The organism is Pandoraea sp. SD6-2, from assembly GCF_000389825.1.
Taxonomy (GTDB): Bacteria; Pseudomonadota; Gammaproteobacteria; order Burkholderiales; family Burkholderiaceae; genus Pandoraea; species Pandoraea communis.
In genome coordinates, this window is record NZ_KB944456.1 from 237,517 (window position 1) to 248,200 (window position 10,684).

The 10,684-nt window shown below is 62.1% G+C and carries 8 protein-coding genes, 1 rRNA gene and 1 pseudogene; 3 read left to right on the plus strand and 7 right to left on the minus strand.

What is annotated here, in order from left to right:
- Window positions 1–221: 221 nt before the first annotated feature.
- The 6 genes from argE to C266_RS23170 all read right to left on the minus strand — a co-directional run bounded on the left by argE (window position 222) and on the right by C266_RS23170 (window position 6,764).
- Complete coding sequence (argE, locus tag C266_RS23145) at window positions 222–1,478, minus strand: acetylornithine deacetylase (RefSeq protein ID WP_010806882.1); 1,257 nt, start codon at window positions 1,476–1,478, stop codon at window positions 222–224.
- 25 nt (window positions 1,479–1,503) lie between these two features.
- On the minus strand, window positions 1,504–2,847 hold the full coding sequence (locus C266_RS23150; RefSeq protein WP_010806881.1) for an MFS transporter: 1,344 nt from the start codon (window positions 2,845–2,847) through the stop codon (window positions 1,504–1,506).
- 111 nt (window positions 2,848–2,958) lie between these two features.
- On the minus strand, window positions 2,959–4,149 hold the full coding sequence (locus C266_RS23155; RefSeq protein ID WP_010806880.1) for a glycine C-acetyltransferase: 1,191 nt from the start codon (window positions 4,147–4,149) through the stop codon (window positions 2,959–2,961).
- Window positions 4,139–5,086: an aminotransferase class IV gene (locus C266_RS28170; RefSeq protein ID WP_036664245.1), complete on the minus strand. Its 948-nt coding sequence runs from the start codon at window positions 5,084–5,086 to the stop codon at window positions 4,139–4,141. The genes C266_RS23155 and C266_RS28170 overlap by 11 nt, the downstream gene beginning before the upstream one ends.
- An 11-nt stretch (window positions 5,087–5,097) precedes the next feature.
- A complete protein-coding gene (locus C266_RS28175; protein ID WP_010806878.1) occupies window positions 5,098–5,640 on the minus strand; it encodes a peptide deformylase in 543 nt (180 codons plus the stop codon).
- Complete coding sequence (locus C266_RS23170) at window positions 5,637–6,764, minus strand: branched-chain amino acid ABC transporter substrate-binding protein (RefSeq protein ID WP_010806877.1); 1,128 nt, start codon at window positions 6,762–6,764, stop codon at window positions 5,637–5,639. The genes C266_RS28175 and C266_RS23170 overlap by 4 nt, the downstream gene beginning before the upstream one ends.
- Before the next feature lie 123 nt (window positions 6,765–6,887).
- On the opposite strand from C266_RS23170, the gene C266_RS23175 reads away from it, so the two are divergent.
- Window positions 6,888–7,370 (plus strand): Lrp/AsnC family transcriptional regulator, encoded by a 483-nt coding sequence (locus tag C266_RS23175; RefSeq protein ID WP_010806876.1) that lies wholly within the window; start codon window positions 6,888–6,890, stop codon window positions 7,368–7,370.
- Between the two features lie 310 nt (window positions 7,371–7,680).
- A pseudogene (locus C266_RS23180) lies at window positions 7,681–8,222 on the plus strand (TonB-dependent receptor domain-containing protein); the annotation flags it as partial.
- 50 nt (window positions 8,223–8,272) lie between these two features.
- Here C266_RS23180 and C266_RS23185 read toward each other — a convergent pair.
- On the minus strand, window positions 8,273–9,916 hold the full coding sequence (locus C266_RS23185; protein ID WP_036664131.1) for a phosphatidylserine/phosphatidylglycerophosphate/cardiolipin synthase family protein: 1,644 nt from the start codon (window positions 9,914–9,916) through the stop codon (window positions 8,273–8,275).
- 692 nt (window positions 9,917–10,608) lie between these two features.
- Here C266_RS23185 and C266_RS23190 point away from each other — a divergent pair.
- Window positions 10,609–10,684: ribosomal RNA gene (locus C266_RS23190) — 16S ribosomal RNA — on the plus strand; the annotation flags it as partial.

A 10,684-nucleotide genomic window follows, 5' to 3' on the forward strand; every position in this document is an offset into this window, starting at 1 on the left:
GGCCGGTCGGTCAATAAATGTTTTCCATGATATGGCGCGGGTGTCGTTTTCCACGGGACTTGAGATTTTTTCAGTGGAAATGAGACTGCGGGGCGCGGCAGGAGGGGGAGGGGGCGCTGGAGCCCGCCTAACAGGACGCCAATTGAGGGTTCCTCCCGCCGCAACCAGTCGAACGGCAACTGATGGCCTGAATAAGGCTATGGGACGTAACGTTAAACGCCTTATTTCTCATATAACAACTGGCCGTGTATCCCCGCCAGCGAGGCCGTCAGTTTCGACAGGAAGCGCTCGCACCGGGCGATTTCGGCAAGTGCGACGAACTCGTCCGGCTGGTGGGCCTGAGCGATGCTCCCGGGGCCGCAAACGATCGTCGGAATGCCCGCGCGCTGGAAGAATCCGGCTTCGGTCCCATACGACACCTTGCGCGCGGGCGTGTCCGGAACCAGCGCGCGCATCAGGCGTAGCAGCGGCTGGGTTTCGTCCGCCTGCATCGACGGTGGCGCCGCGATTTTCGTGAACCGGATCGTTGCCTGGGGATGCACGCGTTGCATTTCCGGAACGAGCGTCTGGGCGGCGTAAGCCTCGATCCGGGCGAAGATCGCGTCTGCATCCACGCCCGGAAGGTTACGGTACTCGAAGACGAACTCGCAGTCGGCCGGCACAGTGTTCAGGGCGATGCCGCCATTTATCGTGCCGGTCTGTGCGGTACTGAACGGTACGTCGAAGCCCTCATCATAGGGGCCGTGCGCCGCAAAGGCGTTTGCCAGGTCGCGAATGTGGCAGATCACACGCGCGGCGTACTCGATGGCATTGACGCCCGTGGGTGCGAGCGACGAGTGCACGGCATGCCCTTGCACGCAGCAGCGGTAGATGTTGATGCCCTTGTGCGCAACGATCACCTGCATGCCGGTCGGTTCACCGACGATACAGCCTTGCGGATGAATGCCGCGACGGGCCATGGCCGCGAGCATCGGGGAAATGCCGAGGCATCCGACCTCTTCGTCGTAGGTGAACGCGAGATGGATCGGCGCCCCCGGCGGCGCATCGCACCACGCGGGCACCCGACTCATGACCGTGCCGATGAAGCCTTTCATGTCGCAAGCCCCGCGGCCATACAGCCGGCCGTCACGCAATTCAGGCGAGAAAGGCGGACTCTGCCAGTGCTGAGCATCGACCGGTACGACATCGGTATGCCCGGAAAGCACGACGCCGCCCTGTGTGTTGCCGTCGCGCCCGGGCAATGTGGCGAAAAGATTGGCTTTCGCGCCGCTGCCATCGTAATCGAGCCAGGCATCTATGCCCTGCGCGCGCAGGGTGTCGCGTAGAAGTTCGATCAGCCCGAGATTGGATTGGCGGCTCGTCGTGTCGATGGCGATAAGTCGTGAAATCCAGTCGATGGCGGCCGTCGAGGCCGCCGGCGTGTCTTCGTCTCTCTCGGGTGTGAGCACAGACGCCAAATGGGGGAGGTGCGTATGCATGAGGTGTCCTCGCGCACTAGTCAAATCAGGACAGGGCGGTACGAACCGTTTCGCGTGAGAGCCGGGTTGCGACGAGACTCGCAACCGCGCCAGCCGCGATGTACCACGTGGGCGAGAGCGGATTGCCCGTCATTCCGATCAGCCAGGTCGCGACGAAGGGGGCGAAACCGCCGAAAATCGTGACCGAAACGTTGTAACTGAGCGAGATGCACGTGGTGCGCACCGCGCCGGGGTATAGCTCGGCCTGCCAGGCGGGCGCCGGGCCGGTCATCATGGCCATGAAGGCGGCGAGCAGGCACAACGCGCCGATGACCGGCAGGAGATGTGCGTGTGCGGACATGAAGGCGAAGAGCGGGTAAGTGCCGAACAGCACACACAGCGCGCCCGCACTCATCAACGGGCGCCGGCCCCATCGGTCGGACAGGTGCCCCATGACGGGCGAGAGCATCATGAAGCACGCGATCTGGAGACTGGCGGCGATCAGTGCCTCGCTGGCGGGCAGGCCCAGCGTGCGGGTCAGATAGATCGGCATGTACACGAGGTAGAGATAGTTCGTGACGGTCCAGCCGATGGTGAACAGACTCCCGATGCCGAGGTTGCGGCGGTGCTTGCGAAGTGCTGTGCCGATCGGGGACGTCGAGATGACGGGCCCACTCTGCCGGACATTTGCCGGGACCGAGGTGCGTGGCGACTCGTCGACATTTCTCCGCAGCCAGAAGCCGAAGACGCCAATGACGAACGCTCCCAGCACGAAGGGAACGCGCCAGCCCCAGTCGTTCAGAGACTGGGCCGGCATGAGCCAGGTCATGGCCCCGGCGCTGAGCGAACCGAGCAGCAGGGCCACAGCGAGGCTGGCCTGTTGCCAACTGCCGTACAGGCCACGCCGGTGCCGCGGTGCATATTCGACGATGAAGCTGGTAGCCCCGCCCCATTCACCGCCCGAAGCGAAGCCTTGCAGGATGCGCGCGATCACGATCGTCAAAGACGCGACCACCCCGGCGGTGTCGAAGCCGGGTGTGAGTCCGATCATCGCTGTGCCGATTGCCATGAGCAGAATCACCACGAGCAGCGAGGCCTTGCGTCCGGCACGATCTCCATAAACGCCCAGAATGGCCGCGCCCAGCGGACGCGCCACGAAGCCGACGCCGAATGTGGCGGTCGCGACCAGGAACGAGGTGGCTTCACTCGCCGCCGGAAAGAAGTGATGGGCGATCTGCGGGGAGAAGTAGGCGTACAACACGAAGTCGTACCACTCCAGGATATTGCCGAGCGACGCGGCGACAACGGCCCGTCTGGCCTGCGTGGGCGCGACTGTCGTCGTGGCGCTGTTAGCCCAGTAGTCATGCGTTTGCAACGGGTTCGAGTTCATGAGCAACCTAGGAAAGAGAGGGGAACATGCGCGCCGGGGCACCCGCAATCCGACGTTCGCCACGTTCGGGGCGGCGCTATCGGTAACGCGTAAGGATCTAAGCGCGAACGCTTAGCGGCGCATTGCGCGGAAGGCTTCGATGACGCGATCGAGATCGGCATCCGTGAGTGCAAGCGACACTTGGAGTCGCAGTCTCGCGGCGCCTTCGGGAACAACGGGGTAAGAGAACGCCTGAGCCAGAACGCCGCGCTCTGCGAGTGCGGCAGAGGCGGTCCTTGCAAGCGCTGCGTCGCCGAAGATCACGGGCACGATCGGATGATCGCCGGGAAGGACGTCGAAGCCCGCCTGCGTCAGGCCACGACGCAGGTACGCGCTCATGGCGCCCAGTCGCGCGAAGTCGATCTCGCCGCCTTCGATCAGGTCTAGCGCCCGGACGGCGGCCGCCGCAATCGCAGGCATCAGCGCATTGGAAAACAGATAGGGTCGGCCGGTCTGACGCAATGTATCGACGATGACGCCGGGTGCTGCGACAAATCCACCGGCCGCCCCGCCCAGCGCTTTCCCCAATGTGCCCACCTGTACGTCGACGGCCGACATCTGTCCCTGCACCTCGGCGGTACCACGGCCGGAGGCGCCGATCACGCCGATGCCATGCGAGTCGTCCACAATGAGCAACGCCTTTCGTTCGCGGCACAACATGCCGAGGGCGCCTAGCGGGGCCTGTGTACCGTCCATGGAAAACACGCCATCGGTGACCAGCAGCCGGGCCGCTGCCTCACCGGCTTCGTCGAAGGCGCGGGCGGCGGCGCTCACGTCGCGGTGGGCATAGCGGAACCGGGCGGCTTTGCTCAGACGTATGCCATCGATGATGCTTGCGTGGTTCAGTGTGTCGGACAGCACGGCGTCGTTTTCATCCAGCAGCGCTTCGAACAGGGCACCGTTGGCATCGAAAGCCGAGGGGAATAGGGCGCAGGCCTCGGCCCCGAGAAACGCGGCGAGCCGGCGCTCCAGTTCCCAGTGCAGGGCATGGGTGCCGCTGATGAAGCGAACCGAGGCCATGCCGAGCCCATAGCGGTCGACGGCCTCGCGTGCGGCGTCGACAATGCGCGGATCGTTAGCGAGTCCGAGGTAGTTGTTGGCGCACAGGTTGATATAGTCGCGCGTCGCACCCCCCGGTGCGGCGCGCGCCTTGACATGGCCACCTTGTGCGGATTCGATCGCGACTTCGTGCTTGATCGCATGTCGCGCCGCCAGCGTGTGGCAACGTGCATCGAGCCGAGAACGGAGGGTCTCATTGAGCATGATTCGCCTCGTCGTAGTCGACCGTCAAGGTCCAGGCCGGATCGTCGTGCCACTCCCAATAGGTGCGGAAGATCGTTTGCGTCAGGTCGCCTGGCGCTCCGTTGCCGACGCTCACGCCGTTCAGGCGCGTGACCGGCATGATGCCCCCGGCGGTGGAGGTGATGAAAATCTCATCGGCGTGGCGCAACTGATCTTCGCTGACGTTGCCCGAATGCACGGCAATGCCGAACTGCTCGGCGATGTCGAACACGGTGCGGCGCGTAATGCCATGCAGCACTCCGTGCTCGGGGGTGTACAGCGCGCCGTGACGCACGGCGAAGATATTGAAGCCGGGGCCTTCGGCGACGTTGCCGTTCATGTCCTTGATGACGACGGTTTCCGCCCCGGCATCGAACCCCTGGAACTGGGCCGTAACAAGATCGAGCCAGTGGTAGTTCTTGACCTGCGGATCGACCGACTCGGGGGGAATGCGGCGCACGGTATCGATCAGATGCAGGTGAAGGCCTTCCTTAAGCTGGCGGGCATTGGCGACCGATCCGTAGGGCACGGCGAACGCGACGAATTGGTTCGCTGCGTCGCGCGGGTCGCGGCTGAAGGTAGGCGAGAGGCCGCGCGTGCAGAGCATCTCGACGTACGCGTTACGCAGTCCCGCGCGTCTGACACACTCGACGAGAATATGGCGAAGTTCATCGTCGCTGTACTTAACGGATAGGCGCAGCCTTTCCAGCGAGCGCCGAAAGCGCGCGATATGCAGATCCAGCCGGAAGAACTTGCCATTCCATACGTGAACGGTGTCGTAGGTGACGTCGGAGTGCAGCAGTCCCCAGTCGAGTACGGAGATACGGGCTTCCGACATGGGCAGGTACTGGCCGGCCATGTAGGCGGTGCCGGTGGGGTAGGTCAGGCCGTCGATGCGGCCAACGTCGGGTTGGGTCATCGTGTCGCTCATTACGATTGGGGGAAGTAGTCGACCTGAGCGGCAAATGCCGATCGGTTCGTTTCAAAAACACTACGGTGGACGAATGCGTTCTCACCCACGGCGCGGTCGAACGACAGCTTGCCGTCGAGATGGTCGATTTCGTGCTGCATCAGTTCGGCTTCCGCGCGACTCAGGGCTTCCTTCAGGTGCGTTTTGCCGGCCATGTCGGTAAAACGCACTGAGATCGAGGCGAAGCGCTCCACCCGAACCAGCATCTCGGGGAAGCACATGCAGTCGTCCCACAGTGTCATGCGTTCGTTACTGGCCCATACGATCTCGGGGTTGACGATCACGTCGGGCCAACCCGACATGGCCAGGCCGATCATGCGTTTGGCAATGCCGATCTGGGGGGCTGCAATGGCGCGTCCGAAGCCATGTTCCGCACGAAAGGCGTGTATCGCCGCGCCGAGGGCTGCGGCCTCACGCACGACGACGGGGTCGTTGACGTTGGCGACTTGCGCGGCCACCTCGCGCAGCGCAGGCGATCCGACGCGCAATATGCCGACGGTCATTTCGATACCTCGGTCAAAGCCATTTTTTTGCCTCCTTTGTAAGTGGATATGGTGGCGGCCGGCTCACGCAGGTCGCCGTGTTCGTCAAATGCAATCTGCCCCGTGACGCCGCCGAACGACACGCGATGCAGGGCGTCGGAAATCTTTGCAGCGTCCGTGGATTGTGCGGCGAGGGCAGCACGATAGATCGCCATCATGGCGTCGTAGGCGTAGGGCGCGTACAACTGCACGGGCTCGCCGTATTTCGCCTTGAATTTGGCGGCGAATGCTTGTCCGCCCGGCATCTTTGCGAGGCTGCGTCCGCCGTCCGCGCAGAACAGGTTGCCGTCGAGCGCGGCACCGGCTAGCCGGATCATTTCGGCGGTGCATAAACCGTCGCCGCCGACCAGCGGCGCGCGAATCGAGTACTGCCGCATTTGCTTGAGCATCGGCCCGCCCTGGGCGTCCATTCCGCCGAAGAAGATGGCGTCGGGGTTCTCGCGCTTGATCCGCGTGAGAACGGCGGCGAAATCGAACGCCTTGTCGGTGGAAAACTCGCGCGCGACGATCGTGGCGCCAGCCTTTTCCGCCTGGCGTGCAAATACTTCGGCAATGCCCTGGCCGTAGGCGGTACGGTCGTCGATGACGGCAATGCGCCGTGCGTGCAACTGACTGGAGACATATTGCGATAGTGCGACACCGAGGAAGTCGTCGTTGGCGAGCATGCGAAACGTGGTGCCGAAGCCCAGGCGCGTGAATTCGGGGTTGGTGGCCGACGGCGTGAGTTCCGCGATGTGCTGTTGTGCGTAGATGCGCGCCACGGCGATGGAGGTGCCGGAGTTCTGGTGACCGATCACGGCACTGACGTGGTTGTCGGCAAAACGCTGGGCAACGGTAGTGGCGGTGCGCGGATCGGCGGCGTCGTCTTGGGCGTCGAGTGCGAACTGTACGGGTTTGCCGGCAATGACCGGGTGTTGGGCGTTGATCTCGTCCATGGCCAGGCGAATGCCGCGTTCGCTGTCTTTGCCGAAGTGCGCCTGTGCGCCGGTCAGCGCACCGGCATAGCCAATGGTCACGATGGTTTGCGCATGCGCAGCCAGCGCGCAGAGTGCGATGGCGGTAGCGGTTAAGTGCTTCAGGGGCATGGTTTTCTCCATGGAATCGATCGGAGGCTGATGCTACGATTCTAGGGAGGTCGCACGAAATCCAATATTCGCGTGGGGTATGTTTGCTTAACTGGATTTCTTTTTCGGGGGTATTTGCGAAATATGGGGCAAGATCAGGCCGAACCGCTTGACGATTTCGATCTGCGCATTCTGGCAATGCTGCAAGTCGACAACCAGATCAGCAACCAGTCGTTGGCCGCCGCCGTCAACCTGAGTCCGCCGGCCTGCCTCAGAAGGGTGCGACGACTGCGCGAAGAGAAATACATCCAGAAGGACATCTCGGTTGTCGATCCGAACAAGGTGGGGCTACCAATCATGATGTGGGTGCTTGTTCAGGTCGAGCGGGAGCGGCTCGATCTGCTCGATGAATTCAAGCGGTTCTTGCAGACCGTTCCAGAAGTGATGCAATGTTATGTGGTCACTGGACGCGCCGATTTCGCGATGATGATCGCGGTGCGCGACATCGATCACTATGAAGAATTCGCAACGCGCGTATTTCGGCAAAATCCAAACATTCGTCACTTTGAAACGATGGTTGTGATGTCGCGGGTGAAATTCGGAATGTCGTTGCCGATCGGAGTGTGAGGATCGACGTCTTCATTGCCAACCCATCGAATGCGTCTTCATGTCCCTGATGCCTGCGTTGCTCGTTCGGGTGGCATCCGTCTCACTTTTTTGCGCAGATGGCAGTGCAAAAGTTTGAATTACCTCTGCTGCCGGCGATCAGCGACTGGCAGATTGCGTCGAATCCGGCACGAGCCGAAGCGCTCGAACTTCAGTGCCAGACGTTGCCAGCGAAATTTTGGACGAGTGTGAAGGGGCCGGTGCCAGGGCGCGTGATCGTGAATCTCAAAAGGCTGTATCAGGAGAATGACTTCCGCGATGCGATGGCGAACATGCGATCGCAAGTCCGGCCACGGTGTCGGCGAGCGACAGCGATCAGACCGATACGCTGCACGATGCGTCGCTCTTCTTCCAAGACGCCATCCACGTGACCGATCGCTGGATCGTCGTGGGCGGGCTGCGTTTGCTGACGTACAGCCAATTGGCGGGAAAGGGGCACCCGTTCCAGGTCAATCGAACCTTAGCGACGCGAAGTGGCTGCCGCGCGCGGGCGTCATCTATAAGGCGACGGGTTATCTGTCGCTGTACGGCAGCTATTCGGAGTCGCTCAAGCCGACGTCGACCACCGCGCCGGAACACGCCAAGTCGTACGAAGTCGAGGCGAAGCTCGACATGCGCTTCACGCTGCCGGCGTATTTCGTTGCCGATGTGTTTGCCACGTACGACACGAAGATCGGCCATCACCCGGTGCACTATCAGTTGAACGTCAAGAACGTCTTCAACAAGACGTATTACCCGTTGAGCGCGAGTCAGTATTTCGTCGCTATTGGCGATGCGCGTTCCGCTACGCTTTCGGCAACGGTCGAGTTCTGATCGGCGCTTGTCCTTGCTGGGATGGGGGAGGTTGCGGGGCGGCGCTCGGCTCAGAGCAGATCGTCGCTCGGCAGCAGCATGAAGGCGCCCGCCGCCGAGTTGCGCCAGAAAGACGCATAGGGCTCGACGTCGAACGTACGGGGCTGACCGTTTTCCTCCCCGACCCAGCGCAGCGCGGGCATGGTGGGCGGCGTGGGTGTGGGCGGCGTTGCGCCGGGCGGCGCCAGTTCGACCCGGAAGCTGGAGCGGGCCGACGCTGCCCGTTCGAAGATGCCTGCCATGCGTTCGGCAAATTCCGGGCTGTGGATCACGATCGCCAGCTCGGTGTTCAGACGCGCCGAGCGCGGGTCCAGATTGAACGAGCCGAGAATGACGTCACGGCGGTCGATAACGTACACCTTGCCGTGCAGCGTCGCGCGCGATGAGCCACCGAACGTGATGCGCCGTGGCGAGAGTCCGCCGCCGTCGGCGCGGATCGGTTTGAATTCGTACAGTTCGATGCCCGCCTGAACCAGGGCTGGGCGATAGCGTGCGTAGCCGGCGTGGACTGGCACGACGTCCGTCGCCGCGAGGGAGTTCGTCAGCACGCGCACCTTGACGCCTCGCTGGGTGAGCGCGGAGAGGAATCGAACGCCGCCTTCCAGTGGCACGAAGTACGGCGAGACGATCAGGACTTCGCGCTTGGCGTTGGCGGCCAACTGGCGCAATTTGGCGCCCGGTGCGCTCTTGGTGTCTGCGGCTGGGGTCTCCAGCTTGTCGGGGCTGTCGACGGCGAGTTCGGCGGGGGCCCAGAAGAGCGGCCGCTTGCCGTTGCGCAGACTCTCGGCGAGCGGCGGCTGGTGCAGCGCTTCGTGGCTCGCGGGCACGCTGTCGGCGTCTTGCCAGTGACGCGCCAACGCTTCGCGTGTGCCGTCCAGCGTCTGCTGATCGATCGTCGATTGCACCTGCTTCAGCGGATATGACTGGGGGCTGGTCCAGAAGTGATCGAAGCTGCGGGAAACGGCGTCGACGACCGGACCGGCGCACAGCAGATCGAAATCGCGGAAGGAGAGCTCGGGATTGGCGTCGAAATATTCGTCTCCCAGATTGCGCCCGCCGACGATGGCCACTTGATTGTCGGCGACCAGCGCCTTGTTATGCATGCGGCGATTGAGCTGATTGAACTGAGTGAGCAGATTGCCTGCGCGCTCGAAGAGCGTCGTGTCGAGGGTGCCGAACGGATTGAATACGCGGATCTCGATGTTTGGGGTCTGATCGAGCACAGCGAGGTTGGGGGCAGTGTGGCGGCGATTGATGTCGTCGATCAGCATGCGAACGCGTACCCCTCGGGCGGCGGCATCGAGCAGCGACTGGAGCAGCAGGCGTCCAGTAATGTCTTCGCCCGCGCTGTAGTACTGAACGTCCAGACTATGCTGGGCGGACTGAACGAGTGCGAGACGGGCGGTGAAGGCGTCGGAGCCGGTCGCCAACAATTGGAAGCCGGACTGTCCGGGGTGGGCGAGGGCGCTGGGGGCCAGAGCGCTGGCGAGCGTACCGGGTGTGGCGGCCGGCGTGTGGGATGTCCACTGGGATGGCAGGGGGGGCGGGCGCACCGAACTGCAGGCGACGACGAAGAGTGCGAGCGGCAGAAACGCGAGCCGGCGCCACTGCAGGAGGCGACGGCGGTGCGACCGGAAGACGCGAGAAAGGCACATCTCGAACGCTCTATCTATAGAAAAGAAGGGGGCGACATCGACGCTGACGCCGCCTTTCCATATAGGCAAGCTTTCGGGAAGCATATGCGATTTCATTGGTTGCGTCGCCCGCAGATGCCCGGATACAGTGAATCCGTCTCCTCCATGTGTCCTGTCCCATGGATCTTGGCCCGCTCATGACGCGGGCCTTTTTTTGCCCTTTTCAAATTATTTTCACAAAAGGCTTGCCAGGGTTCGGGGTTTTCACTAATATCTCGTCTCTCGCAACGACGGCGACGCAGCGAAAGCGGCGAAGCGGATTGGAGCGACGGGCTGGAAAGCCCGGTGGTCAGAGGGTTTGGCGCTTGTGAGTTGCTACGGCGATGAGCGAAGAAAGCGAAAAAAACTGTTGACGACGACGAGAAGCTGCGACATAATCTCACTTCTCTGCTGCTGATGCAGCGACGCAGAAAACGAAGCGACGGCGCGGTAAGTGTGCGACGAAGCGAAGTTGGATGCGATTGATCTTTAAAAATTAAACAACCGATAAGTGTGGGCACTCGATGAATGGTGCGTCTGCTACGGCAGATTAGCTTTAAATTTATTGAGGCTCACATAGTAATAGGTAAGTTAAGAAATTAACTTGTCAGCATACTTTGAGAGCGACCGGTTCGAGTGATTTATCACGAAAAACCGAAAACAGTAACAGGTTTAAACTGAAGAGTTTGATCCTGGCTCAGATTGAACGCTGGCGGCATGCCTTACACATGCAAGTCGAACGGCAGCACG

Bases quoted from the DNA above. Each gene is read 5' to 3' on its own strand.
- argE (WP_010806882.1), bottom strand. From the start codon at position 1,478: ATGCATACGCACCTCCCCCATTTGGCGTCTGTGCTCACACCCGAGAGA.
- C266_RS23150 (WP_010806881.1), bottom strand. From the start codon at position 2,847: ATGAACTCGAACCCGTTGCAAACGCATGACTACTGGGCTAACAGCGCC.
- C266_RS23155 (WP_010806880.1), bottom strand. From the start codon at position 4,149: ATGCTCAATGAGACCCTCCGTTCTCGGCTCGATGCACGTTGCCACACG.
- C266_RS28170 (WP_036664245.1), bottom strand. From the start codon at position 5,086: ATGACCCAACCCGACGTTGGCCGCATCGACGGCCTGACCTACCCCACC.
- C266_RS28175 (WP_010806878.1), bottom strand. From the start codon at position 5,640: ATGACCGTCGGCATATTGCGCGTCGGATCGCCTGCGCTGCGCGAGGTG.
- C266_RS23170 (WP_010806877.1), bottom strand. From the start codon at position 6,764: ATGCCCCTGAAGCACTTAACCGCTACCGCCATCGCACTCTGCGCGCTG.
- C266_RS23175 (WP_010806876.1), top strand. From the start codon at position 6,888: ATGGGGCAAGATCAGGCCGAACCGCTTGACGATTTCGATCTGCGCATT.
- C266_RS23185 (WP_036664131.1), bottom strand. From the start codon at position 9,916: ATGTGCCTTTCTCGCGTCTTCCGGTCGCACCGCCGTCGCCTCCTGCAG.